The organism is Nocardia sp. NBC_00881, assembly GCF_045207455.1.
In the GTDB taxonomy this organism is placed as follows: domain Bacteria; phylum Actinomycetota; class Actinomycetes; order Mycobacteriales; family Mycobacteriaceae; genus Nocardia.
Genome location: NZ_CP108798.1, coordinates 7,603,896 through 7,630,480 on the forward strand (window position 1 = coordinate 7,603,896; position 26,585 = coordinate 7,630,480).

Consider the following 26,585-nt stretch of genomic DNA (forward strand, 5'->3'; position numbering starts at 1 on the left):
CGAGCTGTCGCGACAACATGGTTCGCGGCCACACCGATCATCGGTGAGGCGAGACCGTGAGCAAATACGCCGGAGTGCGCACCTTGATCCTGCTGCGCCACGGGCAAACCGAATGGAATGCCACCGACCGGATGCAGGGCCAGATCGACACCGATCTCACCGAGCTCGGTCGCAGGCAGGCCAAAGAGGCTGCCCGCGAACTCGTGTCGCGCAACGCCATCGCGATTCTCTCCTCGGACCTGCGCCGTGCGTTCGACACCGCTACGGCGCTTGCCGACCACACCGGGCTGACCATCGCCCCGGACACCCGGCTGCGGGAGACCGACCTCGGCGACTGGGAGGGATTGACTCACCTCGAGGTCGACGCCGACTACCCGGGCGCGCGCATGGCGTGGCGGCTCGACGCTAGCTACACCCCGCCGAACGGCGAGAGCAAACTCGAGGTCGGCGCGCGGTCGCTGCCGGTGGTCCAGGAATTGCTTGTCGAGCGGCAGGACTGGCCCGGCCGGACTATCATCCTGGTGGCGCACGGCGGGCTGATCGCCGCCCTCACGGCCGCGCTGCTCGACCTGCCGCCCCAGAACTGGCCCATCCTCGGAGGACTGGCCAATACCAGCTGGGTGCAGCTCAGCAGCCACGGCCCGAGCATCGAACAGCCCGGCTGGCGTCTGGATGTGTGGAACGCAGCGGCGAAGGTAGCACCCGATGTCCTCTGAAGAGCCGATCAGGTCGGTCCCGGACGAACTGTTCCGGAAGGTTTCGGCAAAAGCCGAACGACACTTGCCGGACGCGCTGTTCGGCGGCCCGCCACCGGCTCGACACGAATCCGGTGTCCAGCCCGAGGGAGCGTCGTCGGGCGCGGTCGGTGAATCCGGCGCGGCGGAAACGTCATCCGCCGAGGAATCCGACGGAGCGGACGCGGAGGGTGACGCAGCGGTAGCGGATGCTGTCGGAGTCGCCGTTGCGGATGGTGATGTCGCGGCTGCCGCCGTGGTGGAGTCTGCTGATCCGGCAACCGATTCCGTCGTCGTGGGGGTCGAGACCGGCTCATCCGCCGCAGCCGCCGCCGATATCGACCGCATCCGCGACGACGAGCTTGCCGTCGGGGTCGTCGCCGTCGCCGACGCCGCCACTGCCGCGTGGCCTGCGGCTGACGCCGAGGTTGCCGCCGACGTGGTCCGTGCCCTGGACGCGGAGCTTGCGGCTGATGCGGAGCCTGCCGCCGACTCAGAAGTTGCCGCGGCCCACTGTGCCGCCGATGCGGAGGTTGCCACGGACGCGGGGCTTGCCGCCGCAGACTCGGCCGCGGATGCGGAGGTTGCCGCGGACGCGGGGCTTGCGGCTGATGCGGAGCTTTCCGCGGACCCGGAGGTTGCCGCCAACGCCGATTCCGCCGCCGGCGTGGTCCTCGCAGCGGAGTCGGCATCCGTTGCCGAGTCCGCCGCTGACATGGTAATTCAGGCAGCAGATTCTGTCGTCGCTGCCGAATCTTTCTCTCCCACAGCGGAATCAGTGGAAGTGGAAGTATCCGCCGAACCGCGGTATTCCCCGCGCCCCGTGCTGCTGGTGATCGCCGACTCGCTCGCCTATTTCGGGCCGAAGGGTGGACTGCCTGCCGACGATCCGCGGATTTGGCCGAATCTGGTTGCCGCCGAATTGGATTGGGACGTCGAACTGGTCGGCCGTATCGGCTGGACCTGCCGCGACGCCTACTGGGCACTGATCGGTGATCCGCGCGTGTGGGCCGCGGTACCGCGCGCCGGTGCGGTGGTCTTCGCCGTCGGCGGCATGGACACGCTACCCTCGCCACTGCCGACCGCGCTACGCGAGCTGATCCGTTACGTGCGCCCACCCGCCATCCGCCGCGCGGTCCGCGCCACCTATACCTGGTTGCAGCCGAAACTCTCGAAACTCGGCCGTCCCGTGGCGCTTCCGCCGAAGGTGAGCGTCGACTACCTGGAACAGTCGCGCAACGCGCTGGCTCAGCTGCGGCCCGATCTGCCGGTTGTCGCGGTGCTGCCGTCGGTGCATCAATGCGACGCCTACGGGCGCGTACACTCCGGTCGGGAGCCCGCTGTCAAGGCGTTGCGAGCCTGGTCGGGCCGCACCTCGGTGCCGCTGGTCGACCTCGCTGAAGCGGTGCGCGACAACATCTTCTCCGGTGAGGCGAACCCGGACGGAATCCACTGGGGCTGGGCGGGGCACACCGCCGTGGCCAACGCGATGGTGAAGACCCTGCAGGAGGTTCGGTAGTCCGTGGCCGTCGTGGTCGTCACCGATTCGTCCGCCAACGTCCCTGCCGAACACGTCGACGAGCTGGATATCGTCGTCGCCCCACTGCATGTCCTGATCGGTGACCGGGCGATCAGGGAGGGTGTGGATCCGGTCGATATCGACTACGCCGCGGACACGGTGACCACTTCCGCGGCGTCGCCGGGGGAGCTTCGCGCGGTGTACGAGCAGGCACTGATACGCAGCGGCGGTGACGGTGTTGTCGCGGTGCACATTTCCCGGCAGCTGTCCGCGACCTGGGAGGCGGGTCGGCAGGCTGTCCGCGACATGGACGCCGCCGACCGGGTGCGCCTGGTCGACTCGCTGGGCGCTGGGCTGGCGACCGGGCTGCCGGTGCTTGCCGCCGCGCGGCGGGCGCGTGCCGGGGCGCCGCTGGACGTCGTGTACGACACGGCGGTCACCACCTCCAGCCGCGCCCGCGCGTTCATCCTCGTCAACCGCACGGAGCAGCTGCGGCGCGGTGGCAGGCTGTCGTCCGCGGCGGCGTTCTTCGGCACGGAGTTGGTCACCAAGCCGCTGTTGCACATCGTCGAGGGGCGACTCGAACTCCGCGAGAAAGCCCGCACCCGCTCCAAGGCGTACGCGAAACTCGTCGCGGCGGCCGTCGACGCCGCAGGCGAGGGCGGCGCGGCGGTCGCCGTCCAGCATCTCGCCGCCGCGGACGCGGCAAACACCGTTGCCGCCCAGTTGCGTGACCTCATCCCCGGCATCCGTGAACTCGTGATCGCCGAATTCGGCCCCATTCTCGCCGTCCATCTCGGCCTCGGCGCCGTCGGCGTTCTCGTCGTCCCCGGCGGCTGTGCCTGACCCGACGCAGCAATCTCGGTGATCCGTATTCGAGCACGGCGGGCATCGGTCAGGAGTTTGCTCAACGTACCGAACGCCGATGGGCTCCGATTTCTGCTGATTGACGGCTCATCCCACAGAAACCGCCGGCAAAGCACGCCCCGCCGCGCGGTCCGGCCGCAGCCGATAGCTGTACCGCACCACCTCATCCATACCCGACAACCTAGCCGCCACCACCGACACCAAAAGGAGGAAAGCGCTTCCTCCTGTTTGTGAACGAGGAGGAATCCGCGCTGAACATCTGATGAAAAGTTCCGCGATTCCGCCGATCCGTCCGCCGCTGACCGTATCCTCGGTCCACTGGGAGCATCCCGATGCGGTGGCACTGCGAGCGGAGATGGCCGCCGAGGTCCGACCGCGCTACGCCGACCTGGAGCAGACGTTGCGCACCGACCCGCATGCGGTCGATCCCGCCACTGTGCACCGCACCTTCGTCGCGTACTCGGATGAGCCCGCCGGCCACGCCGGGATCCGCTGGAACGCCGACGATCTCGAAGTCAAACGGATGTTCGTTCGTCCAGCGCGCCGCGGTTCCGGCGCCGCGGCGCTGCTCCTGGGCGCCGCCGAGGACGCCGCCCGCGCGGCGGGGCGCCCGCGACTGATTTTGCAGACCGGTCACCTGCAACCGGAAGCGGTTCGGTTCTACCGACGCAGTGGCTACCATCGGATTCCGATCTTCTCGCCTTACGAGCCGCTGCCGTTGTCGAACTGCTTCGCCAAAGATCTGAGCTGACGTGTCGGATCAGCGTATTGCGGAGGAGGAATGGCGGGGCGCAGTCGGTGTCGCGCCGAGGGCTCGTCGCAGTCGCTGACCCGTGTCTCCGGATCGAGTTGTCCACAGTGCGATCGCTATCAACAGGTTCATTGAATCGGCTGGTCGTGTGGGGCCTTGCGCCGTGCCGTGGCATTACCGTCGCCGCCATGTCACGACAGGACGAACGCGAGCGAGTGCGACGGCGACTGGGCGCCCTGACCGCCCAGATCGGGGCGAGCGGAACGGCCGGTGCCGGCATCCGCGCGGCCGGTCCGCCCGCCGGGTTGGGGCAATGGGATCTCGAGCAGTTGCCCGCCGACCTGGACCCGGCGGAGGAGAACGAGCGCGAGGTCTGTCGCGTGCGGTCTCCCGGCTGGCTCGAGGAACCGGTTGCCGGCTCGGGCTGGCGGGATCGCCTTGTGCCGGTGCGGTTCCGGGGTGTCCGGCTCGATCCGGGCCGTCGCGGTGTGCGCGCGCTGGTGGTGGTCGGGCTGGCCGCGATGGCGGTCGCCGCGGTGGTCGTGTTCCGTGAGCGTCCGATAGCCCAGGTGGTTCCGCCGCTGCCCGCGATACGGCCGACGGCCGCTTCGCGACCTGCCGCGGTTCTGTCGGCGAGCATGGCCGCGCCGCCCGGTGCGTTGCCGGTGCACACTGATCCGGGCCAGTCGGCGACCGAACTGGTCGTCAGCGTCGTCGGCCTGGTCCATCACACCGGTCTGGTCCGGCTGCCCGGGGGGTCGCGGGTCGCCGACGCGATCGCCGCGGCAGGCGGACCGATCGACGGCGCCGACACCAGCGGCCTCAACCTCGCCCAGCGTCTGTCGGATGGAGACCAGGTGCTGGTCGGTCCGGTTACACCGAACCCGGGTCTGCCGCAGCCCGGCAGCTCGACGATCAGCGCGGGCGGTCGCCCACCGTCCGGCTCGTCGTCTTCCTCGGGCCGCCCGTCGGGACCGGCGGCCAGGGTCGACCTCAATACCGCTTCCGAGACCGAACTCGACGCCCTTCCGGGTGTCGGGCCGGTCACCGCCCGCGCCATCGTCAGCTGGCGTACCACCAATGGTCGCTTCACCTCCGTGGAGCAACTCGGGGAGGTCGAGGGAATCGGCCCCGCCCGGCTTGCCCGGCTGCGCGATCTGGTGACGGTATGAGGTCCGGCTCGAGCGGCGAGATCGGCTCGACGAGCGCAACAGGTGCACGTTCGGAGGGGGACGACGCCACTGCGCACGTCGGCGGTCACCGTTCGGCTCGAGACGATTCCGATGCCGCGCAGGTGCTCGATGCCAGGCTATTGCCCGCGGCCCTGTGCTGCTGGGCAGCGACGATCGTGGCGTTGACGGCGGGGTGGAGGACGGGAGTGATGCTGGCCGCCGCATTGGCCGTGTTGGCTATCGGGCTGTGGGTGCTGTTGCTGTGGGCGATCGCGCACCGCGGTGAACGATGGCGGGCCGTGGCGGTGGTGGCACTCGCGGCCGTGGTGCTCGGCGCGGGATTCGCGGCCGCCGCGGCGTGGCGGGCACATCGGGTGGCGACACATCCGCTGCGGGCAGCGTCGGGACAGTCGCTACACGTAGTAGCGGCGCCGACCGACGATCCGAAAGCGGTGCGCAGCAAGACATTCGGTGGTGATAAGCAATGGGTGATCCGGGCGGATCTGCGGGAGTTCCGGCGCGGCGACGCGACAGTTCGTGCCGGTGGTGCGGTGGTGGTCCTTGCCACCGGGGAGGAGTGGGCCGAGCTGTCGCCCGGCAGGCCGGTCGAGTTCCTCGCGCGGGTGGATCAGCCGCGTCGAGCCGATCTCACCGTCGTGGCGCTGAGCGCGCACGGACCGCCGAAGGTCGTCGGACCGCTGCCGTGGTGGCAGGGCGTCGCTGGCTCGGTGCGTGCCGATTTCGCGGCGGCGGCCGCACGGGTCCTGCCGGCCGATGCCGCGGGGCTCCTGCCTGCGCTCGTCGTCGGCGACACCTCGGCGCTGCCCGCCCAGGTTCGCGGCGAGTTCGACATCGCGGGGATGCAACACCTCTGTGTGGTCAGTGGCGCGAACTTCACCATTCTCTTATCCGTCGTGTTGTTCGCCGTGCGGCTGTTGACCCTCGGCCCGCGTACCGCGGCGGCTGTCGCGGCGGCGGCGCTGCTCATGTTCGTGGTCGTCGCGCGTCCGGACCCGAGTGTGCTGCGTGCCGGGGCGATGGGTGCGATCACGGTGCTGGCCTTGATCACCGGTCGTCGGAAACAGGCACTGCCCGCGCTGTGCGCCGCGACCATCGCGCTGCTCGCCTTGTGGCCCGGACTCGCCGTAAACGCTGGTTTCGCGCTGTCGGTTGTCGCGACCGCCGGTCTGATTCTGGTGGCGCCCAGCTGGGCCGATTGGTTGCGGGCCAGGGGTTGGTGGCGCGCACCCGCCGAGATCGTCGCGGTGTCCGCGGGAGCGTTCGTGGTCACCGCGCCGATCATGATCGCACTTACGGGGCGGCTCAGCCTCATTGCCGTCCTCGCGAATGTTCTTGTGGCACCGGTTGTCGCGCCGATCACCGTAATAGGGGCAGGTGGTGCGGTCCTGTCCTGCCTCTGCTCGCCACTCGCCGGTCTCGTTCTACGGTGCGTCGCTCCACCGATGTGGTGGTTGTTGTTCGTCGCCGAACATGCGGCCGCCCTACCCGGGGCGTCTGTCGCGGTGCCGGGCGGTGTCGCGGGTGGGCTGATGGCGAGCATCGCCATCGCGACCGCAATCGTGGCGCTGCGCTCGCGTGCCGTGCGTCGAATCGCCGCCGCGGTCGCGCTCGGTGTCGCGGCGGTCCTGGTCCCGGTCCGCGTCTGGCATCCCGGCTGGCCGCCGAACGGCTGGATCCTCGCGGCTTGCGACGTCGGCCAAGGCGACGGCCTTGCCCTCGCGGTCGGTCCCGGCACCGCCGTGGTGATCGACGTCGGACCCGACCCGGGTCCGATCCGAACCTGTCTGGACCGCCTCCATATCTCGCAGATCCCCCTGCTCATCCTCACCCATCCGCATGCCGACCACATCGGCGGCCTGACCGGCGCCTTGCAGCACCGAGCGGTCGCCGCTATAGCTGTCGGCCTGCACGAGCTCGACGGACTCCCACCGGCCATCGCATCCGAACACGCGCACCCGCCCCCTGGGGCCGACGCGAACTGCGAATCAAATAATCCCGCAACACCGTCAGGCGAGCGGAGACATGCGGACGCCTGGCCCAGCCGTGTGCGCGACATCCGCGTGGTGCCCAGAGGTGCGCGGTTCCGAACCGGCGACGGGCTCGATAATGCAGCCGAGCGTGACGCGGGTGTGCAGATACGTACCCACGACAAGACGGCATCCGTGGCCGAGTGGCGACTGTCCGGAGGCAACCGGACCGGCGACGGCGCTTCGACACGGGCGGACATTCCTTGCCGGCCTGGGGGATACGGGCATGCGCCGACGGTGAATCGGGCCGGCAGCACCGACCCACTGGTGCCGGTCGCGGGTCTGTCGCAGGTCGCGACCGTCGCCAGAAATGCAGGGGTGCCGCTGTTGGAGCTGTCCGCCGGACAGGCGTTGAGTTTCGGCGCGGTCGAACTCGAAGTGCTGGCGCCGAACCCGCATGGGCCACGGCCCATCCGCGGAGCCGAAGCCGATGACGCGAACGACCGCTCCGTGGTTGTCGCCGCCAGCACTCCTGCTGGTCGCATCCTGCTCACCGGTGATATCGAAGCACCCGCGCAGCGCGCGCTGATGCATGCCGGAATCCCCATCCAGGCCGACATCCTCAAGCTTCCACACCACGGATCACGCACTACCACAAGGGATTTCCTCGACTCGGTGCGTCCCCGCGTCGTTCTCGTCAGCGTCGGCGCGGACAACACTTTCGGCCACCCGAATCCCGCCGTCCTCGCGGAACTGTCGGCTCTCGGCGCGACGGTGGCACGCACCGACCAGCGTGGCGACATCGTGATCGTCGGCGACGGCCGAAGCCTGGGCATGACGACCTCCCGGTGAGTCACGAGGTCGGAAGGTGCTCATCGAATGGTCGATGCGGCTTGTCGATCGCCGGGGGCCACGAAGCATGGTGATGCAGTTGAGATGTGCCGCTGGCTCGGTGCGCACGGCTCCGGAGAATTCGCGGCGGTGTAGTTTTCGGTGTCGTCAGCTGACTTCGGAGTTGGCCGCGGCGGCGACCAAGGCGAGAGCTGCATCGCGGTGTGCGAGCCCGTGTCGGACGCACGGTGGCATTCGGCGACCGCCGCAGCGCACCGACGGCGGGAGCCGAGGCGATTCGGCGGCTTCGGCCGACTAGGTGCCGGGCTCCGATCCTTGGTGGGAGATCGTAGGATCAGGCCGTGGGCGAGCGCAGCGAGCGAGCGATGGGCACAGCCGAGTTCTCGGTCATGGTGGAGCCGAGCGCTAGCGAGGTGGAGGCATGAGGGAGCGAACTACCGAGGCATGGCCCTCGGGCGCGGTGGAGTCGGGTATGGGGAAGGCGCTGTGGTGAGCGGGCGTCCCGCGCAGTTGCACTTGGCGCTCGGGGAAGAAGAACTGCTGATCGAGCGCGCGTTGGCGGAGGTTACCGCGCAGGTGCGGGCGTCGGCGCCGGACGGGGACGCGGTGCCGGTGGATCGGCTGCGGGCGGGGGATGCGAGCACTGCCGAGCTGGCCGAACTGCTGAGCCCGTCGCTGTTTGCCGAGGATCGGGTGATCGTTCTCGAGGCGGCGGCCGAGGCGGGCAAAGACGCGGTCGCGGTGATCACCGAGGCGGCCCAGGACCCGCCCGAGGGCGTAGTACTGGTGGTCCTGCACTCCGGGGGCGGGCGGGCAAAGGCTCTGGTGCCCGCGTTGCAGAAGGCTGGAGCCGTCACCCACGACTGCGCGAAGCTGACCAAGGCCGCGCAGCGGATCGAGTTCGTTCGCGGCGAGTTCCGCAACGCCGGTGTCCGGGTGTCGGGCGAAGTCGTGCAGGTCTTGGTGGAAGCGGTGGGCTCGGATTTACGCGAGTTGGCGGCCGCGTGCGCGCAGCTGGCCGCCGACACCGGAGGCAAGATCGATGGCGCGGCTGTGCGTCGTTACTACTCGGGCAAGGCCGAAGTCTCCGGGTTCGATGTGGCCGAACTCGCCGTCGCGGGCGACCGCCCCGGCGCGATGGAGGCACTGCGTTGGGCGAACGACCGTGGCGTGCCGTATGTCCTGCTCGCCGACGCCCTCGCCGATTCGGTGCACACCATCGCGCGGGTCGGCTCGGCAGGCCGCGGCGACCCGTTCAAACTGGCCCAGCAGCTCGGCATGCCGCCCTGGAAGGTTAAAAAGGCGCAGGCGCAAGCCCGCAGCTGGACCCCGGCGACTATCGGCTCGGCCCTCCAGGTGGTCGCCACTCTCAACGCCGACGTCAAAGGCGGCGCCGCCGACGCCGGTTACGCCCTCGAACATGCCCTCACCCAGATCCTGGACCTGCACGGCGCAAGCTGACTGAGGTGGATCCACCGGGGACTCCTGAGGTGGTCACCAGTTTCGCCGGTGGGTGCTGATCGCGGCGCGCTAGGCCCACAGAGGTAGCCGACTGTCGGCCTTTCCTTCGGCCGTCGGGCGGGCCGTCCCACCTCGACCGTCGCGGTCGCGGTGTGGTGGTGCCGAACAGTGTGGTGGAGCGACACGCCGCGCCGTGCCAGTCGATCGGTGCGGCTTCCGGACTGCCGAGTCGACTCGCGCCGGCGAATCCAATCGGTTCTGCGAACGGACTTGGCTCGCGCCTTCGCTTATCCTGCGTCGCCCCACACACCACTGGGTTGTCGCCCGGTTGGCCAGTTGCGCGCTTCAGTCGCCTCTGTCCGCGTCTTCGGTTGTGCGGACTTCCGGACACCTACAGTCTGTTCGCGACACGCTGCACACCCGTCCCGGTCACGCCGTCGAGCCCGGCTGTGCGCCCGGTCGCCATAAGCAGCAGGTCGCTCAGTGGTCCGCGAATCTCCTCTGTCCCGGCACCTGTCGACCAGTCCGCGTCCGTGGATATCAGCCGAACGCCGTGCACCCGCTTCTCCGCGCCGTAGAACGGGCTGCGCAGTACATGTTCCAGCGCGACGACCGCCTGTTCGGTCGGCATCGCCCGCCCCCGTCCGAGTGGCCGCGCGATGTCCTGTCCATGGATCATGGTGTCCACCAAAGGATCCAGGGGACCTGCTCCCGGCGCCCGCCGCGCCGATCCGGCACCCTCGCGTAATTGCGCGATCAGCTCGGCCGGTGTGTAGCGGGCGGCGCGATCGCGTGCCATCCGCTCGGTCATCCGATTCCAGTTCCCCAGAGCCCGGATCACTCCGGCGACCGTCGGCCAGAAGGTGACCCGGTTGGACAGCGTGACGTGGGCGAGCACGTCGTGTACGGTCCAGCCGGGACACAGGGAGTCGGCCAACCACTCGTGTTCGTCCAGGTCATCGAGGAATTCGGCGAGCCCGAGCCGTTCGGCGCGGGTCCACACCATGATCTCGTCCAAGTCCATCGTCACTCTCCGCGGTCGGTGCTGTCACCGATACAGACGATTCGGCGGACCGGAATTCATCGCCCCGAGCGGTGACGTGGCTACGGCGTCTGGACCAGTGCTGCGGTGGCGCGGCGAACCAAAGGCAGGACCAGCAGCAGCGTCGGAAACGCGATGGGCCAGGACACGGCCCAAGAACGCAGCCACACGCCGACCGCGACGCCGTCGCTCATCAGGGTGCTGATCAGGGAAACTATGCAGGTCATCAGGATCGACAGCAGCATGGGCATGAGTACCGCCGCGTAGCGGGCGGGCAGCTTGCCGAATCGGATGCGGGAATGGGACTTCGCGGAATTCATCGGTCGCTCCGAAGGTTTCTCGTCAAGCAACGACTCCGCCGGGCGGCGGGCCGGTGCGTTGGTTGACGTGAACGCTTACGACGACGTGAGGTCGCGACACGAGCCTAGGACAGCCCCATACGGCGGTGCAAATTCCGGTCGCACCGCCGCACGGGCCGATGATCAGTCGCGCCCTTCGATTTTCAGGTCTCCGAAGGTAACGCTGCGCGTCATCGGGCGGGCGAGCATCTCGTGCGGGAAGCCGAGGTCGAGGGCGCTGGCCTGCTCCAGCCGGACGAGCTGGGCCGCGTCGAATTCGACGTCGAGCGCCCCTAGGTTGTCCTCGAGCTGCGCGGCGGTACGCGCGCCGATGATCGGCGACGTGACACCGGGGTTGCGCAGGGTCCAAGCCAACGCGACTTGTGAGGGGGTCGTGCCGATTTCGCCCGCGACCTCCTTCACCACGTCGGCGATGGCGAGGCCGCGTTCGGTGAGCGAGCCGTTGGCGGCGGCCACGTTCTTGCGGCTGCCCTCGGGCGAACTTTCCGCCTCGTGGTCCAGATCGGCGCGGCTGTACTTGCCGGTGAGTACGCCGCTGGCCAGCGGTGACCACGGGATCACCCCGAGGCCCAGCTCACGCGCCATCGGGATGAGGTCGCGTTCCACGGTCCGCTCGATCAGGCTGTATTCGATCTGTAGCGCGATCAGCGGCGACCAGCCACGTAGGTCGGCGATGGTCTGCATCCGGGAGACCTGCCAGGCCGGTGCGTCGGAGATGCCCACGTAGAGCACCTTGCCCGTGCGCACCAGATCGTCCATGCCGCGCAGGATTTCCTCGACCGGGGTCAGGAAGTCCCAGGCGTGCAGGTAGAGCAAGTCGATGTAGTCGGTGTTCAGCCTGCGCAGGCTGGCCTCGACCGAGGCGAACATGCTCTTGCGGTGGTTGCCACCGGAATTCGGGTCGCCCGGGCGGCGCAGCATCGTGTACTTGGTTGCCAGCACCAGGCTTTCGCGGTTGTCCGCGGTGAATTCGCCAAGCAGTTGCTCGGAGGTGCCGTTGGTGTACTGGTTGGCCGTGTCGATGAAGTTGCCGCCGCGGTCGACGTAGGTGTCGAAGATCTTGCGTGCCTCGTCCTTGTCGGCGCCCCACCCCCAGTCGGCGCCGAAGGTCATGGTTCCGAGGGACAGGGGAGACACCCGAAGACCTGAGCGGCCGAGCAGCCGATAGGTGTCGAGGGTGCGGGCTCCGGACATGTCCAGCTCCTTGTCGTCGAGATGCTGCGTTGTCGGTACCCAGTCTTCAGCTGCGCGCGGTGCAGGGTAAGGGAGGCTTCTTCCTGGGAAAGCCAGTCCTAGGCAGCCGTAGGATCGACGGTGATGACTGGCACGGTGAATGCGACCGCGCCGCGATCTCAGGCCTGGAGGCGGAAGCTTGCGTAACCACGGAGGGCCCGAGAGCGGCGCAGATCCAACACCGCGCCGCGATCTCAGGCCTGGAGGCGGAAGCTTGCGTAACCACGGAGGGGCCGGGAGCGGCGTGGATCGAACACAGGAACTGGCGGCCTTCCTGCGGGCCCGGCGAGAACGCCTGACCCCACGCGACCTCGGATTGCCGCAGCGCAGACAGGCGCGGCGGACGCCGGGACTGCGGCGTGAGGAGGTCGCCGAGCTGGCGGGAGTGAGCACGGACTACATCGTGCGACTCGAACAGGGACGCGGGCTGCGGCCGTCGGCGGAAGTACTCGAGGCGCTGTCACAGGCGCTTCGGCTGAACAGCGACGAGCGCGTCTACCTGTTCGATCTGGCGCTGCAGCGGCTGCCGAACAACGGCAAACCGAGCACGGTGCCCGCGCCGGCGCTGGCCATGCTGGTGCGCGATCTATCGCCGTTGCCCGCGATGCTGGTGAACCACCGCTACGACATCCTGGCCTGGAACCGGGAGATGGCGTGGCTGATCACCGACTTCGGAGCCCTGCCGGAGCGGCAGCGAAACTCCATGTGGCTGTGCCTGATGGCCCCGGGCATGCGAGAGTTCTACGTCGAACGGGAACGCATCATCCGCGAGGGCATCGCGGATCTGCGCGCGGCGTGGGCCGCCCACCCCGACGACCAGGTGCTGGCCGACTTGATCGCCGAGTTCACCGCGCACAGCCCTGAGTTCGAACAAGCGTGGGCCCGCCACGACGTCCGAGTGCAGGGGCGCGGGAACAAGCCGCTGCGCCATCCGGTGGTGGGCCCGCTGGTGGTCACCTATGAGGTCCTGATGCCGGTGCAGGATCCGGACCAGCGGATCATCATCTACCGGGCGGCGGACGAGGATTCCCAGACCACGCTGGATCGGCTGGCCGCCGATCCAGCCGTGACCGGGACTACTCCGCGGAGCTGAGTACCACCAGCTCCTCGTCGTCCTCCGCGTCCTCGTAGCGGCCTTCCCACTCCTCGAAGGCGGGCACGTCCTCGTCCCGCGTGACGATCCACTCCAACGAGTAACCGCCGTCATCGTCGGGAACCAGCACATTCTCGATCTTCAAGCCGAATCCGAGCACCTCGGCCGCCCGGATCACATCCGGCAGGTCCTCGGCGCGGACGACGGTCTGATTGGCATACACGGTTACCATGCGCCGAATGGTAGCTGGAACCATAGACACGGCGCGGGCTGATCCGGAATCCCCTGGAGAGTGCGAGGTGGGAACCGAATGGACGAAGGACGGATCCGCCGAACGTCGGCGACGCGGTCTGGGCACGACAAAAGCCGCCGTGGTCATCGAGGCCACGGCGGCTGCGTCAGAGCGTGGGCGGTATCGGCGTGCGGTACCGGTGCGTCAGAGCTTGTTGAGGGCCAACGCCAGGGCCGATTTCTTGTTGGCGGCCTGGTTGGCGTGGATGACGCCCTTCGAGGCGGCCTTGTCCAGCTTGCGGCTGGCGAACTGCAGACGCTCGGTGGCCTGCTCCTTGTCACCGGTGGCCGCAGCCTCCCGGAAGCTGCGGATGGCGGTGCGCAGCGCGGACTTGACCGACTGGTTGCGCTTGCGCGCTTCCTCGTTGGTGCGGATCCGCTTCATCTGGGACTTGATGTTGGCCACGCCTGTTTCCTCGTGTTCCTGTCTGGTGGATGTCTGTCCTGAAAAAGTTCGGGAGCGCGCGACACAACCCCGGGTAAATGGGTAACGCAGCGCCGAAGATCGAGGGTACCAGTCGCCCTTCGGCACACGAAATCGGTGCGTGTCCGACCTGAAGTGCGGACGACCGCTGCGTCCGGCCGCAGGAGTTCCACCGGGCGGCGGCGAGTGACGCGCGGAACTTTCGGCGCGACCAGCTGGGTCGGGCCGTTGCGTCCGGGATGGGCGGACGGCGCCTATGCGCACTCGGCCCTGGCGTCGCTGCGCAGCAGGGCGTCCAAGCCGGTACGTTCCGGCTATCTGTACCGCGACCCGTCCGCCGAGATCGGCCTAACGGTTGCTGGATAGTCGCGAGCCTGGATGGAGGCGTGAACCGGCGCCTGATGGGGTTACGTCCCGATGAACAGCCCCGACGAACAACATCTCCAGCACTGAACAGCACGTTTCCATGGAGGTCGGCCGCGATTATGCCGATGCTCCGCCTCTGAAGGGCATATTCTCCGTAGGTGGCTCCACCGATCTCGAAGTCGATGTAGAGATCACCAGACTCGCGTAGCGTCCGGCGAGCAACCGTTGATCTCGAGCGGCTCTGTTGTCGAAGCGGTACCACGGCTCGCAAGAGCACCACGTCTGGAACACGGAAGGTGGACAGATGTCTCCAACGGCTCAGGAAGTCGTGGAAGAGGTTGCCGAGAACAAACCGATTCCCGACAGCAAGAAATGGGGCGCCGAGGCGATCGGCACCTTTGTCCTGGTGATCGGCGGCGTCGGCACGGCGGTGCTGGCGGGGGAGCGGGTCGGCGCGCTCGGGATTGCGCTGGCCTTCGGACTCACGCTGATTTTCCTGGTCTACGCGATCGGGCCGATCTCGGGTTGCCATGTCAACCCGGCGGTCACGATCGGTCAGCTGCTGCTCGGCCGGGTGGGGGCGTTGTCCGCGGCCGGATACGTGATCGCCCAGTTGATCGGCGGTTTCTTGGCCGGCCTCGTGTTGTTCGCGCTGGCCAAGAATTTGCCATCCTATGACCGTTCGTTAGACGGGCTCGGTGCGAACGGGTGGGGCGCGCACAGTCCGTCGGCGAAGACCGGGCCGCTCGGTGAGGTGGTCGTGCAGAACGGCTACGGGATGGCTGCCATGATCATCATCGAGGTGATGCTGACGGCACTGCTGGTATTCGTGGTGCTGGCCTCCACCGACCAGATCTCCGACGTACCGCTGGCCGGGCTGTCCATCGGTGTCACGCTGGCGGTGATCCACTTGGTCTCGATTCCGGTGGACGGCACCTCGGTCAACCCGGCCCGCAGCCTCGCCGTGGCCCCCTACCAGAACGGTGCGATGGGACAGGTCTGGGCGTTCGTGGTGTTCCCGCTGATCGGCGGCGTGCTCGGCGCGTTGGTGTACGGCCTGCTGTTCGGCCGTTCCCGCGAGATGCTCTCCTGATGGCGTGGCACCGGGCCGGACACTGGGCCGTGTCGGTCCGGGCCCCACACTTCCGGAGCGGATCAGCTCCACCGGTATTCGATCACCAGCCGGTGTGCGACCAAGTCGAAGGTCTTGCGTGGCAGGATCGCTCCCTCGCGGCGGATGCTCGCCTCCGGCACGTCGAGTACCCGGTCGAGCCGGACCCAGCTGGGCCGTGCGTCGTGGTCCCAGGACCCGCTGCCGATGCCGATCCAGTTGTGGTCGTACGCGCGTTCGGGATTCGACGACAGCATCAGGCCCAGCAGCGTGCGGCGGTCGCGGCCGACCACCAGCACCGGCCGGTCCTTGCCGTTGCTCGGATCCTCCTCGAAGGGCACCCAGGTCCAGACGATCTCGCCCGGATCGGCCCGTCCGTCCAGCTGCGGCGAATAAACGATCTGTCGTGCCCGCTCGGCCGTCGGGACCGGTGTCGACGCGGCAGGACGCACGGACACGCCGCTGGGCGCGCGACGCTGCGCCAGCGTCCCCACCAGTCGTTCCACCAGCTTGGGTCCCTGCTGCTTGACGATCTTGGGCCCCTGCTCCTTCGCGAGGAGACCGAGTTGCTTGCCGAGAGAGTTCCAACTTCGGGCCATCCCTGGAGAATAACGGCGCGTCAGCCTCTTCTCATCCGCGCCCGATTCGCCGTGTCGCCGAGGTTATCCGCGATCTGGGCGGCACATGATTGCGGAGTGCGGCGGGAACCGGGGGCAAGCCACGAGATTCTCAGCCCCGTCGGGTGCGAGTCTCGCCCGCTCGGACGCGAGCCATCGAGGCGCGAACACGCAGCGCCGCAGGCGCTGCAAAACCAACACAGCACCACTGGCGGAGCCTTCGCACTGCTCATGGGACGATAGACGGCAGTTTGCCGATACCCATGAGGAGTGGAGTGCCCGCCAGCTTCGCCGACACGACTTTCACCGATCCCACCCGGATCCGGAACTTCTGCATCATCGCGCACATCGACCACGGCAAGTCGACGCTGGCCGACCGGATGCTGCAACTGACCGGTGTGGTCGAGGAGCGGCAGATGCGCGCTCAGTATCTGGACCGGATGGATATCGAGCGCGAACGCGGCATCACGATCAAGGCCCAGAACGTGCGGCTGCCCTGGAATCCCCGGACGGGGGAGAGCGTGGGCACCGATTTCGTACTGCATCTCATCGACACGCCCGGCCACGTGGACTTCACCTACGAGGTGTCGCGTGCGCTCGAGGCGTGTGAGGGCGCGATCCTGCTGGTCGACGCCGCGCAGGGCATCGAGGCACAGACACTGGCCAACCTGTACCTGGCGCTGGACAAGGATCTGACGGTCATCCCGGTACTGAACAAGATCGACCTGCCCGCCGCCGACCCGGAGCGCTATGCCGCCGAGCTGGCCCACATCGTGGGTTGTGAGCCGTCGGACGTGCTGCGCGTGTCCGGCAAGACCGGTGAGGGCGTGGCCGACCTGCTCGACCAGGTGATCGCCCAGGTGCCGCCGCCGGTCGGCGACGCCGACGCGCCCGCCCGCGCGATGATCTTCGACTCGGTCTACGACACCTACCGTGGCGTGGTCACCTACGTCCGCGTGGTGGACGGCAAGCTGACCCCGCGCGAGAAGATCAAGATGATGTCTACTGGCGCCACGCACGAGCTGCTGGAGATCGGCATCGTCTCTCCGGAGCCCAAGCCGACTCAGGGGCTCGGCGTCGGCGAGGTCGGCTACCTGATCACCGGCGTGAAGGACGTGCGCCAGTCGAAGGTCGGCGACACGGTGACCGGCGCGCGCGGCGGCGCGACCGAACCGCTCACCGGGTACCGCGAGCCGCGCCCGATGGTTTACTCCGGCCTCTACCCGGTCGACGGCTCCGACTATCCGGACCTGCGTGATGCCCTGGAGAAGCTCCAGCTCAACGACGCCGCGCTGACCTACACCCCGGAGACATCGGTCGCGCTCGGGTTCGGTTTCCGCTGCGGCTTCCTCGGACTGCTGCACATGGAGATCACCCGTGAGCGGTTGCAGCGCGAATTCGACCTGGATCTGATCTCGACCGCGCCGAACGTGGTGTACCGGGTGGAGATGGAAGACGGTGCCGAACAGGTTGTCACCAATCCCTCTTATTGGCCGGAAGGCAAGGTGCGCAACGTTTACGAGCCGATCGTGAAGTGCACCATCATCTCCCCGAGCGAGTTCATCGGCTCGATCATGGAGCTGTGCCAGTCCCGCCGCGGCGAGCTCGGCGGCATGGACTACCTGTCCGAGACCCGCGTCGAGCTGCGCTACACCATGCCGATGGCCGAGATCATCTTCGATTTCTTCGACTCGCTGAAGTCGCGCACCCGCGGGTACGCGAGTCTCGATTACGAAGAGGCGGGTGAGCAGGAGTCGCAGCTGGTGAAGGTGGACATCCTGTTGCAGGGCGAGGCGGTGGACGCGTTCAGCGCGATCGTGCACAAGGACGCTGCCCAAGCCTACGGCCACAAGATGACCACCAAGTTGCGCGAGCTGATCCCACGCCAGCAGTTCGAGGTGCCGATCCAGGCCGCGATCGGCTCGAAGATCATCGCGCGCGAGAACATCCGGGCCATCCGCAAGGACGTGCTCGCGAAGTGCTACGGCGGTGACATCAGCCGTAAGCGCAAGCTGCTCGAGAAGCAGAAGGAAGGCAAGAAGCGGATGAAGACGATCGGCCGCGTCGACGTCCCGCAGGAAGCCTTCGTGGCCGCGCTGTCCTCGGATGCCGCCTCCGACAAACCGAAGGACAAAAAATAGCGCTGGCCCGGCCCGCGTAGAAGCACGCGCAAGTGGATGCCCCCAGCGGGCTTTCGTCGAGTTCGGCGGTGCCGGAATGCAATTCGGCCTGCTGACGGACCAGGGCGAGCCCCAGGAGGGAGCCGGGGGAGCCGGGCCTCTTGACGAAGCAGTCGAAGGCGGCGGCGCGCACGGCGTCCGGGACGCCGCGACCGTCGTCATCGACGCCCGGGTGGAGCGATCAACATGCCGGGCGGGGGATCATTGTGCCGGGCGGCGACACGTCCGGTCGGATACGGACGACGACCTCGCAGGTAGCGGCGGGCTGGAGCCGCTGCACGGCAGCCGCCGTGGCCACCGGCGGTCAGCGCGGCGGCGACGCGGGCTCCGGTGACGACGACGGCAATGCGCGCCCGAGGGCGCCCGGTAGATGTGGCCGTGGTGCTGTCTCCTTCGCGATGCGGCCGACCCTGTGGTTCGGCGAATTCGACAGTCGGAAGCGGATCTTCAGCACTCCTCAGGCTGCTGTTAGAAATTCGTTAGTTCTCGCCCATTCGGCGGGTGGATGGTCGAAGCAACCACCGGAAAGTACCGGGCACCTGGCAACACTGCGTTTTCGAGACTGCGTCCAGTCCGTAAAGCCACCCGAAATAGGGCTTTCGTTCCTGAAACGCTGATGGCAAGGTCGTGTTGCTCGCCACGGTCGTATTCTCTACAGTCCTGAAGAATGTGACAGGCGCGTATTCCCGAAATATTGTTAGGTGATCTTCACTCGGTCGGTCCGGCGCGGTGGGGATGCTGGACACCCGAGAGTGGAGTTTCTATGACGCGTGATCTGCCCTTCGACGACGACACCGAAGCGGCCGAACGCGCGGGTGACACCGCCTATCGTGTGGCAACCGGCGTCGCGCGGGTTGCGCGTGCGGGTGCGTATGTCACGGGCGGCGCTCTCGTGGCCGCGAACGGCGGTGGTGTTCCCGCGCAGCCGGGCGAATCCCGGCTCGACAGCTGGAACACCGGCTGGGCGCACAACAGCGACCCCGATCCCGACGAGCCGAGCCCGGTGATCACCTTCCCGGACCCCGTGGTGGAGCCCGCGCCGTTCACACCGCCGCATCCACCGATCGCCCCTGTCGCGCAAGGAGCGGGTGCACCGGGCTTCACACTGCACGTTGATGTTCACGTCGACGTTCGCGTTGGCGGTACCGGTAACGCGCCGATGCCCACGTTCGACGGCGATTACAGCGGAACCGATGCGGGCGTGCCGATGCAGACCCCGCTGGGCGCCGACGATGGCGGGCACGGAACGCAGGTGCCCGGATCGTCCGGTGCCGGAATCCCCGGACTGGGCGGAATCCCCGGTGTGCCGGGCATACATCCTGCACCTGGTATCCCTGGTATCCCTGGTATCCCTGGTATCCCTGGTATGTCGGGTATCCCTGGTCTCCCTGGTATTCCCGGTGTGCCTGGTATTCCCGGCATCGCCGGTCACAACGCCGCGCTGCCCATCGCCGGAACGGACGGTTTTGTGTCCGACGAACTGTCGACGCTCGAAGCCGCCCGCACCGAATCGTCCGGTGATGCCGACCTTCCCGGCGGCCACGGCTTCGGTCTGCCCGGCCACGGACTCGGCCAGGCCGGGCACGGCTTCGGCTTGCCCGGCGCGAACGGCTTCGCCGCGCCCGGCTCCACGATCTTCGACCTTCCGGGCAGCAACGGCCTCGGTGCGACGCCGACGACGGCAGATCCGTTCGACGGCATCGGCGTGGGCGGCGATCAGCTCGGGGTTTTCATCGGCACGCAGTGGTCGGTCGACTTCGGGCTCGGCGGCCAGAACGGGGTCTACTTCACCTCGGAGCTGGAGGTCGACGTCGCGGTCGGCCAGGTTGGGGACCAGCTCGACGATTACACCGACTGGCTCTCGGACGGCATGCACGTGCCGTACGGCACCGATCGCATGGTCACCGAGGCGCAATCGCCGGGCCAGGGCAATCCCGGTCTCGCCGGCGGCGTCACGATGCCCCCCGCCGGCACGTCCGCCGGGCAGTTCTCGGCGGCGACCGGGGCGGCCCAGCCGCTGGCGACCTCGATGCCGATCGCCGCCGGGTCCGCTCCGACCGCGTCGGTGGTGCCCGTCGCCCCCGTCGCCCCCGCCGCCACGGTGGCCCCGGCCCAGGCCGCGTCCGCGGCCGCTCCGATCGTCGCGGCCACCCCGTTGCAGACCACCATCCAGCCGGACGCGGCCTCCACACCGATCGCGAATGTGCTTGCCGCGTCAGAGGGGCCGTCGGTGTTGACGGCTCCGGCCGCGGCCGTCCCCGCGCTGTTCGACGCGGTGCGGCCGACGCCTGTGGTGAAACCGGCGCCGATGACCGATTCGCATCCGTCCGACCCGACCCAGTTGCCCATCACGACGGTGACCACGCCGACGACGATCATCAAGACCACGCCGACGCCGGCCATCTCCGGCCACGTCACCACGCCGCCGACCATCCCGTCCGTGCCGACAACGCCGGACGACGACATCACCAGAATCCCGGGCGCGGGCACCATCACGGTGCCGAACGGCGGTGTCACCGGTCCGGACGTGACGATTACCAAGCCGCCCGGCGCGACGATCACCCACACCCCGGTGCACCCGACTTCTACACCGGACGACGACGTGACGACCCCGGGTGGCACGGGCCGCCCGAGCACCGGAGCGGGTACCTCGCACACCCAGCCGACCGACGACCTGCCAACCGACGACCTGCCGACCAACGACCTGCCGACCGTATCCCGTCCGTCCGAGCCCACGTATTCCGCGCCAGAGCCGCCGACCTACAGTGCGCCCGCTCACCCGCCCACGGTCGACATCGATCCGCCCACCCCGGTCGCGCCCACCCACATCGCTCCCGCGCCGACCCATGTACCCGCTCCGGTCAAGCCACCGGTCATGGACCCCAAGCCGCACGGGATTTCCGCTCCGCTCGCGGTTGACCATCCCGCCGACCCCGTTTACGCCCCGCTCCCGATCGCCGACCACACGTTCGCCGACCACTCGGTGCTCGCGATGGTCTCAGGCGGCAGCCTGTCCGGTGCACTGCTGCCGGAGACGACCATGACCGAGACACACCACATGACGTTCGGTGGGCTGGACTTCCCGCTCATGTAGCGGGGTTGAAAGATTGGACGACTGCGGAGTATTCGCAGGGGGTATATCGATCAAGAGTCACCGAGAGTAAGGAGGAGGGTTGTCTGCCGCTGCCGGGCTGAAGGCCGCGACGGTGAAACATCCGGACGCGATGGCCCCGCTCATCCGAATACTCGACGAGCTGCGGGAGACGGCCCGATTCGCGGGACGTGACGACCTGGGCAGTCGGCTGAACATGGTCCACGCCAGGGTGACCGATCCGCGAGTACGGCTCGCGGTCGTCGGCGAGCCGAAGAACGGCATGAGCACGCTGGTCAACAGCTTGGTCGGTGCGTCGGTCAGCGCGACGAACAGCGATCTGAGCGTCCCGGTGATCGTCGAGTACGGTCCAGAGCCGACCGCGACGCTGGTGCGTCAGACCGAGTCGGGCCGCACCGAGCGTCATTCGGTCGATCCGCTCGATCCGGGCCCGGCGCTGGCCACCCAGGGCGTCGTACGGGCTGAATTCACTCATCCGAGCCCGCTGCTCGCCGACGGAGTCGTAGTCATGGACGCGCCGGGCGCGCTCGGCGACAACCGCACCACTTGGTCGATGATCGCTGCCGCCGACGCCGTGCTCTACATCGGTGACGCGGGCGCGGAGCTGACCATGGAGCAGATCGCTCAGCTGCAACGCATCCAGCAGATCTGCCCCACCGTGGTGTGCGTGCTGAACAAGATCGACCTGCACCCGAACTGGTCGCACATCCAGCAGCGGAACCGAGAACTGCTCGACGTGGCGGGTCTGGGTTTCGCGGTGGCGCCGGTGTCGGCGGCGCTGCACCGGCAGGCGGGGTTGTCGGGCGACCATCAGCGCGACATCGAATCCGGTGTCCCACAACTGATCGACCACCTGCGCGACTATGTGATCACACGCGCCGACGCGGTCGCGCTGGAAGCAGCGGTGCAGGACATCCGCCTGGTCGGCGACCACCTCGCGGTGACGTTGCGGACCGAGTCCGAGGCGCTGCGCGATACGCGGCGCAGGGCCGAGCTCACCGGCCAGCTCGTCCGTGCCCGCGACGAGGCCGATCAGCTGCGGCAGCGCACGGCGAACTGGCAGGTCGCCCTGGTCGACGGCAGTACGGAACTGATGGCCGATATCGAGCACGATCTGCGGCACCGACTGCGCAGCCTGATCCGCGACGCGGAGGCCGAGATTGCCAAGTCCGATCCGGCTCGCCGATGGCGGGACTTCGGCGACGACCTGGACACCCGGATCTGCCAAGCGGTGGAGGAGAACTTCGCCGTAGCGCACTACCGCTCCATGGAGCTGAGCGAGCAGGTTGCCGCGAAGTTCCCGGCCGACAACCACACCGCGCCACTGCTCGACCTGCGTCTGGCCGACCCGGAAGAGGTGCTTCGACACGTGCAGCCGCTGGAACCGCTGGAGAGTGCGAAAGCCGGGGTCACCCAGCAGTTCCTGACCGGTTTGCGTGGGTCCTACGGCGGCATCCTGATGGTCGGGCTCGCCACCAGCTTGCTCGGCATGTCGCTGGTGAACTGGTACTCGGCGGGCGCGGGCGTGCTGCTCGGCGTCAACGCGCTGTGGGACGACCGCAAGAACCGCAAGCTGCGCAGGCGCGCCGAGGCGAAGGTCGCGGTCGCCCGGCTGATGGACGATGTGATCTTCCAGGTCGGAAAGGAGTCGCGCAACCGCTTGCGCGGCATGCAGCGGGTGTTGCGCGACTACTTCACCGACATCGCGACGGAGGCGTCGCGCCGCGCGGACGAGGCGTTGCGCGTCGCGGAGGAGGCCTACGGGAAGTACGGCGATCGCAGGGAAGAGCGAATCGCCGACCTCGACGCGAGGCTCCGCAAACTGCGTGTGCTCCGTGCGGAGGCCGACGGCCTCGTCGCCGAGTAAGCAGCCATCGGCCGGAGGGTCGGTCAGACCGGATGGCCCTGTGGCGCGTGCGCGGGCTGGAATTGGCCCGCGTGCCGGGATTCCTCAGCCCTGATCACATGGGTCAGGGCGTTGATCAGCGCCAGGTGGGTGAACGCTTGCGGGAAGTTGCCGAGGTGGCGGCCGCTGCGTGGATCGATCTCCTCGGCGTAGAGGCTCAGCGGGCTGGCAAAGCCGAGCAGTCGCTCGCACAGATGCCTGGCACGCTGGAGCTCGCCGATCTCCACCAGCGCGGACACCAGCCAGAACGAGCAGATCGTGAAAGCTCCTTCCGCTCCGGTCAATCCGTCGTCAGTGGTTTCGGTCCGGTACCGCAGTACCAAGCCGTTCTCGGTGAGCCGATCGGCGATGGACAGCACCGTGGCGCGCACCCGGTGATCCTCCGGCGGCAGGAAGCGCGTGAGCACCACCAACAGCAGTGAGGCGTCCAGAGTGTTGCCGCCATAGGTCTGGGTGAACACGCCTTCGGAGTTCACGCCGTTGGCGAGGACGTCGTCCTTGATCTCGTCGGCGATGGTGTGCCACTCGGTGGCGTGCTCGTACTGGCCGTGCAGTTCGGCGAGTTTCGCGCCGCGGTCCAATGCCACCCAGCACATCACCTTGGAGGAGGTGAAGTGCTGCGGTTCGCCCCGGATCTCCCAGATGCCGCGATCGGGTTCCCTCCAGTACGCGATGGCCGCGTGCACCTGGCGAACCAGGAACGGCCACAACGTCTCCGGTACCTGCTGGCGCGACTTCACGTGCAGGTACACCGCGTCGAGCATGGTGCCCCAGATGTCGTGCTGGTCCTGGTTGTAGGCGCCGTTGCCGATCCGCACCGGCCGGGCGTTGTCGTAACCGCCGAGGTGGTCGAGGATGCTCTCGGTGATATCGCGCTCGCCGCCGATGCCGTAGAGCACCTGCAGCGGGACGGGTTCGCCGTTCTCGCCGGTGGTCGAGTCGTTGAGGAAGGCGAAGAAGTCGTCGGCCTCGCGGTCGAGACCTAGCGTGTACAAGCCCCACAGCGCGAAGCTGGCGTCCCGCACCCAGGTGTAGCGGTAGTCCCAATTGCGTTGTCCGCAAGGTGTTTCCGGTAGTGAGGTGGTCGCCGCCGCGAGCAGTGCTCCGGTCGGAGCGTAGGTGAGGCCCTTGAGTGTGAGCGCGCTGCGTTGCAAGTAGTCGCGCCATGGATGATCCGGGAAGTTGCCGAGCGTAATCCACTGGCGCCAGCACTCGGTGGTCTGCCACATCCGCTGTGCGGCCTCCTCGAAGCTGCGCGGCGCGGGCAGATCCGACCAGGTGAGCGCGACGAAAACCTCGTCGCCCTCCTTCATCCTGGTGCGGGCGCGCGCCTCCCTGCCCTCCAGGCCGAGGCGCAGATCGGTGGTGAGCACCAGGCTCGGGCCCGCGCTCGGGTCGTCGCTGCGGACCGCGGTCGCCTCCTCGTACACCTTGCCGGTGTATTCCCAGCGGGCGGTGGCGCGGTGGTACTCGAATGCGGGCTCACAGCTCATCTCGAGTTCTACCGTGCCGCTCACGCATTTCACCGTGCGCAGCAGCAAGTGCTCGGCATCCCAGTCCATCGGCGTGCGTCGGTGCGTCTTGCTGCGCTGATCGTTGTTGTGCCACGGCCCGAGCGCCAGCGCGTCGCGCACGATCAGCCATCCGGTGTCGGTCTGCCAGGTGGTCTCCAGGATCATCCCGCCGGGCAGGTAGCGGCGGGCGGCGGGGACGCTGACGCCGTAGGGTCCGATCCGGAAGTGCCCGGCGCTGCGGTCCAGCATCGCGCCGAAGACGCTCGGCGAATCCGGGCGTGGCACGCACATCCATTCGACCGCGCCGTTGCTGGCGACCAGACAGCAGGTCTCGCAGTCGGACAAGAAGGCATAGTCGTCGATCGGGGGATAGGCGCCGTAGCGCCGCGTTTCGATCAACGAAGTCGGCACCGGTAGGTCGTACGGTTCGTCGACGGTGAGATCATCGGAGGACGCCATACCCCATCTTCGGACCGATCCGCCCCGTCGTCTACTGCTACAGCGTCTTGTCGGTCCCGGGGTGGTCGGTGTCGAGGCGCACCTGGGCGGACCTACTAGGCTGGAGCCGTGCATCGCATAGCAGGTTGGTGGGACGGCTTCGAGCTGTGGGTTGCGGGATTGCCATTCATTCCGCAGTTCCTCGTGGTTCTCGTGGGGATGGTTCCGATCAGCTTCGCCATCGCTTATGGGCTGGACCGCCTTCTGCGCTCCGTGCTGCGCATGCTCGACCGCAGGAACGCCACCTTGGCGGCGCCGCCCGCGATCAGGTCCGGTTCGTCCGCCGAGGAACCCGAGCTCGTCGTCACCGCCGAGAACCGTCAGCCCGTGCAGAGCGGGGCGCGTTGATGCCTCGTTCGCGGGTCCAGCTCGCGCTGGTCGCGCTGCTCTTGCTCGTCGTCGTCGCCTGGTTGTTCACCCGCTGAGCGCCGGTTAGTTCTCGCCCGTCCGCCAGTCGTTGAACCGCTTGCCGAGCTTCGAGACAGTGCCGCCGACTTCGTGTGCGACCGTGCTCGCCGCCGAGCCGACATCCCTACCGAGGGTGCGCACGGTCCGGATCAGCGGGTCCTCCGACTGGTCGAAGTTCGCCTTGTAGGCGCGAGCCGCCTCCCTCATCTCGTCGCCGATCCGGGTGTTCTTGTCCTGCTCGCGGCGGGGATAGTCGCCGGCAACCATGCGGTCGTAGTCGCCGCTCTGAATCCAGCGGCGCAGCTCGGCGGCGCGCAGCACGGAGAACGGGTGGCTCTGTAGTTCCAGGTTGAGTAGTTTGAGCACCCCGTCGCGCAGGTCGCCGGACCGCTCGTAGTCGTCGGCCTGGGCGAGGAACGCCCCGTGGTTCATCTCCTTGATCCAGGTGCCGCCCGCCGTCTTCATGTGCACCCGCACCGAGGCGTCGACGTCCTGGCCGCACAGCAGTCCGGCGCGGTCGCCGGACAGCTCGGACTTGCGGCTCCACTCCATCAGCGCCGCGACAATGGCGCGCAGCGCCCAGCCACCCACCGGCATCCATCCGACGCTTGCCGTGATCCGCAGCAGGTGCATCAGCATGGTGCGGTACACCGCGTGCCCGGACAGCGCGTGCCCGAGCTCATGTCCGATCACGAAGCGCAGTTCCTCGGTGTCCATCAGGTCGATCAGTCCGGTCGTCAGCACGATGAACGGCTGGTCCATTCCGATGGTGAAGGCGTTCACCTGCGGGCTCTGTAGCACGAAGAGCTCCGGCGTCGTGCGCGCATCGAGGATCTCCATGCAGTCCTGGCGCAGGTGGTGCAGCGTGCGGAATTGACGCTCGTCCACCCGGACCGCGGTGGCCAGGTACAGCAGCCGGTGCTGGCGTTCCCGCAGCAAACTCGACAGCGTCCGCAGCACGACATCGAACCCGGGCAGCGAGCGCAGCGTCACCAGGGCGGTGCGGTCCGCGGGGTGTTCCCATGCGCGCGTGCTGATGCCGGGGAACCGCGTGCGGACCCGGTCTGGGCTGGTGGTCATGGGATGA

General features: G+C 68.0%; 21 protein-coding genes and 2 pseudogenes. 14 read left to right on the top strand and 9 right to left on the bottom strand.

All coding sequences use genetic code 11. The annotated features are described in order from the left end of the window. Window positions 1–56 precede the first annotated feature (56 nt). The 7 genes from OH799_RS32235 (at window position 57) to holA (ending at window position 9,344) form a co-directional block, all read left to right on the top strand. Window positions 57–716 carry a histidine phosphatase family protein gene (locus OH799_RS32235; RefSeq protein ID WP_406272121.1) on the top strand — a complete coding sequence of 220 codons (660 nt, stop codon included), beginning with the start codon at window positions 57–59 and terminating at the stop codon, window positions 714–716. Between the two features lie 802 nt (window positions 717–1,518). Then, entirely contained in the window at window positions 1,519–2,253 is a 735-nt protein-coding gene (octT, locus tag OH799_RS32240; RefSeq protein WP_406282788.1) for a diglucosylglycerate octanoyltransferase, read from the top strand. A 3-nt stretch (window positions 2,254–2,256) separates the two neighbouring features. Further along, window positions 2,257–3,099, top strand: a complete 843-nt coding sequence (locus OH799_RS32245) for a DegV family protein (RefSeq protein WP_406272123.1) — start codon at window positions 2,257–2,259, stop codon at window positions 3,097–3,099. 283 nt (window positions 3,100–3,382) lie between these two features. Next, window positions 3,383–3,871, top strand: coding sequence for a GNAT family N-acetyltransferase (locus tag OH799_RS32250; protein WP_406272126.1), 489 nt, complete (start codon window positions 3,383–3,385; stop codon window positions 3,869–3,871). Window positions 3,872–4,059: 188 nt separating this feature from the next. After that, a complete protein-coding gene (locus OH799_RS32255) occupies window positions 4,060–5,043 on the top strand; it encodes a helix-hairpin-helix domain-containing protein (protein WP_406272128.1) in 984 nt (327 codons plus the stop codon). Further along, a complete protein-coding gene (locus OH799_RS32260) occupies window positions 5,040–7,883 on the top strand; it encodes a ComEC/Rec2 family competence protein (RefSeq protein WP_406272130.1) in 2,844 nt (947 codons plus the stop codon). Before OH799_RS32255 ends, OH799_RS32260 begins: the two co-directional genes overlap by 4 nt. A gap of 489 nt (window positions 7,884–8,372) precedes the next feature. Next, window positions 8,373–9,344 carry a DNA polymerase III subunit delta gene (gene holA, locus OH799_RS32265; RefSeq protein WP_406272132.1) on the top strand — a complete coding sequence of 324 codons (972 nt, stop codon included), beginning with the start codon at window positions 8,373–8,375 and terminating at the stop codon, window positions 9,342–9,344. A gap of 391 nt (window positions 9,345–9,735) precedes the next feature. Here the strand turns inward: holA and OH799_RS32270 are convergent, their stop codons facing one another. The 3 genes from OH799_RS32270 to OH799_RS32280 all read right to left on the bottom strand — a co-directional run bounded on the left by OH799_RS32270 (window position 9,736) and on the right by OH799_RS32280 (window position 11,939). Then, window positions 9,736–10,368, bottom strand: coding sequence for a maleylpyruvate isomerase family mycothiol-dependent enzyme (locus OH799_RS32270; protein WP_406272134.1), 633 nt, complete (start codon window positions 10,366–10,368; stop codon window positions 9,736–9,738). 80 nt (window positions 10,369–10,448) lie between these two features. After that, the gene (locus OH799_RS32275) at window positions 10,449–10,706 is read right to left on the bottom strand and encodes a DUF2798 domain-containing protein (protein ID WP_406272137.1); all 258 of its coding nucleotides are present in this window, start codon (window positions 10,704–10,706) and stop codon (window positions 10,449–10,451) included. 162 nt (window positions 10,707–10,868) lie between these two features. Next, window positions 10,869–11,939 carry an aldo/keto reductase gene (locus tag OH799_RS32280; protein WP_406272140.1) on the bottom strand — a complete coding sequence of 357 codons (1,071 nt, stop codon included), beginning with the start codon at window positions 11,937–11,939 and terminating at the stop codon, window positions 10,869–10,871. Window positions 11,940–12,222: 283 nt separating this feature from the next. Here OH799_RS32280 and OH799_RS32285 point away from each other — a divergent pair, with 283 nt between their 5' ends. Beyond that, a complete protein-coding gene (locus OH799_RS32285) occupies window positions 12,223–13,071 on the top strand; it encodes a helix-turn-helix domain-containing protein (RefSeq protein WP_406272142.1) in 849 nt (282 codons plus the stop codon). Here OH799_RS32285 and OH799_RS32290 read toward each other — a convergent pair. Continuing rightward, window positions 13,055–13,303, bottom strand: a complete 249-nt coding sequence (locus tag OH799_RS32290) for a hypothetical protein (protein WP_357266444.1) — start codon at window positions 13,301–13,303, stop codon at window positions 13,055–13,057. The two genes, OH799_RS32285 and OH799_RS32290, sit on opposite strands and share 17 nt — an antisense overlap. A 204-nt stretch (window positions 13,304–13,507) precedes the next feature. Continuing rightward, on the bottom strand, window positions 13,508–13,768 hold the full coding sequence (rpsT, locus tag OH799_RS32295; RefSeq protein WP_327113827.1) for a 30S ribosomal protein S20: 261 nt from the start codon (window positions 13,766–13,768) through the stop codon (window positions 13,508–13,510). 273 nt (window positions 13,769–14,041) lie between these two features. Here rpsT and OH799_RS32300 point away from each other — a divergent pair. Together OH799_RS32300 and OH799_RS32305 are read left to right on the top strand one after the other, a co-directional pair. Then, a pseudogene (locus OH799_RS32300) lies at window positions 14,042–14,360 on the top strand (transglutaminase family protein); the annotation flags it as partial. Between the two features lie 96 nt (window positions 14,361–14,456). Continuing rightward, a complete protein-coding gene (locus OH799_RS32305; RefSeq protein WP_406272146.1) occupies window positions 14,457–15,245 on the top strand; it encodes an aquaporin in 789 nt (262 codons plus the stop codon). A 62-nt stretch (window positions 15,246–15,307) separates the two neighbouring features. Here OH799_RS32305 and OH799_RS32310 read toward each other — a convergent pair whose 3' ends face one another. Continuing rightward, window positions 15,308–15,862, bottom strand: a complete 555-nt coding sequence (locus tag OH799_RS32310) for a type II toxin-antitoxin system PemK/MazF family toxin (RefSeq protein WP_357266452.1) — start codon at window positions 15,860–15,862, stop codon at window positions 15,308–15,310. Between the two features lie 281 nt (window positions 15,863–16,143). On the opposite strand from OH799_RS32310, the gene lepA reads away from it, so the two are divergent. Continuing rightward, window positions 16,144–18,021: a translation elongation factor 4 gene (gene lepA, locus OH799_RS32315; RefSeq protein ID WP_406272149.1), complete on the top strand. Its 1,878-nt coding sequence runs from the start codon at window positions 16,144–16,146 to the stop codon at window positions 18,019–18,021. Window positions 18,022–18,058: 37 nt separating this feature from the next. Here the strand turns inward: lepA and OH799_RS32320 are convergent. Further along, window positions 18,059–18,214 (bottom strand): annotated as a pseudogene (locus tag OH799_RS32320) (sensor histidine kinase); the annotation flags it as partial. 609 nt (window positions 18,215–18,823) lie between these two features. Here OH799_RS32320 and OH799_RS32325 point away from each other — a divergent pair. Together OH799_RS32325 and OH799_RS32330 are read left to right on the top strand one after the other, a co-directional pair. Further along, entirely contained in the window at window positions 18,824–21,154 is a 2,331-nt protein-coding gene (locus tag OH799_RS32325) for a hypothetical protein (RefSeq protein ID WP_406272152.1), read from the top strand. A gap of 79 nt (window positions 21,155–21,233) precedes the next feature. Next, on the top strand, window positions 21,234–23,039 hold the full coding sequence (locus OH799_RS32330) for a dynamin family protein (protein ID WP_406272154.1): 1,806 nt from the start codon (window positions 21,234–21,236) through the stop codon (window positions 23,037–23,039). Window positions 23,040–23,062: 23 nt separating this feature from the next. Here OH799_RS32330 and OH799_RS32335 read toward each other — a convergent pair whose 3' ends face one another. Beyond that, complete coding sequence (locus OH799_RS32335) at window positions 23,063–25,051, bottom strand: glycoside hydrolase family 15 protein (RefSeq protein WP_406272157.1); 1,989 nt, start codon at window positions 25,049–25,051, stop codon at window positions 23,063–23,065. Between the two features lie 108 nt (window positions 25,052–25,159). On the opposite strand from OH799_RS32335, the gene OH799_RS32340 reads away from it, so the two are divergent. Beyond that, entirely contained in the window at window positions 25,160–25,438 is a 279-nt protein-coding gene (locus OH799_RS32340; RefSeq protein WP_406272159.1) for a hypothetical protein, read from the top strand. 84 nt (window positions 25,439–25,522) lie between these two features. On the opposite strand, the gene OH799_RS32345 is transcribed toward OH799_RS32340, so the two are convergent. After that, window positions 25,523–26,578: a M48 family metallopeptidase gene (locus OH799_RS32345; protein WP_406272162.1), complete on the bottom strand. Its 1,056-nt coding sequence runs from the start codon at window positions 26,576–26,578 to the stop codon at window positions 25,523–25,525. Between the last annotated feature and the right edge of the window lie 7 nt (window positions 26,579–26,585).

Excerpts from the sequence above, each read along its gene's own strand:
- lepA (WP_406272149.1), top strand. The coding sequence starts at position 16,144 with ATGAGGAGTGGAGTGCCCGCCAGCTTCGCCGACACGACTTTCACCGAT.
- OH799_RS32280 (WP_406272140.1), bottom strand. The coding sequence starts at position 11,939 with ATGTCCGGAGCCCGCACCCTCGACACCTATCGGCTGCTCGGCCGCTCA.
- OH799_RS32310 (WP_357266452.1), bottom strand. The coding sequence starts at position 15,862 with ATGGCCCGAAGTTGGAACTCTCTCGGCAAGCAACTCGGTCTCCTCGCG.
- OH799_RS32345 (WP_406272162.1), bottom strand. The coding sequence starts at position 26,578 with ATGACCACCAGCCCAGACCGGGTCCGCACGCGGTTCCCCGGCATCAGC.
- OH799_RS32335 (WP_406272157.1), bottom strand. The coding sequence starts at position 25,051 with ATGGCGTCCTCCGATGATCTCACCGTCGACGAACCGTACGACCTACCG.
- OH799_RS32270 (WP_406272134.1), bottom strand. The coding sequence starts at position 10,368 with ATGGACTTGGACGAGATCATGGTGTGGACCCGCGCCGAACGGCTCGGG.
- OH799_RS32290 (WP_357266444.1), bottom strand. The coding sequence starts at position 13,303 with ATGGTAACCGTGTATGCCAATCAGACCGTCGTCCGCGCCGAGGACCTG.
- OH799_RS32250 (WP_406272126.1), top strand. The coding sequence starts at position 3,383 with ATGAAAAGTTCCGCGATTCCGCCGATCCGTCCGCCGCTGACCGTATCC.
- OH799_RS32325 (WP_406272152.1), top strand. The coding sequence starts at position 18,824 with ATGACGCGTGATCTGCCCTTCGACGACGACACCGAAGCGGCCGAACGC.
- OH799_RS32275 (WP_406272137.1), bottom strand. The coding sequence starts at position 10,706 with ATGAATTCCGCGAAGTCCCATTCCCGCATCCGATTCGGCAAGCTGCCC.
- OH799_RS32260 (WP_406272130.1), top strand. The coding sequence starts at position 5,040 with ATGAGGTCCGGCTCGAGCGGCGAGATCGGCTCGACGAGCGCAACAGGT.
- OH799_RS32305 (WP_406272146.1), top strand. The coding sequence starts at position 14,457 with ATGTCTCCAACGGCTCAGGAAGTCGTGGAAGAGGTTGCCGAGAACAAA.
- OH799_RS32255 (WP_406272128.1), top strand. The coding sequence starts at position 4,060 with ATGTCACGACAGGACGAACGCGAGCGAGTGCGACGGCGACTGGGCGCC.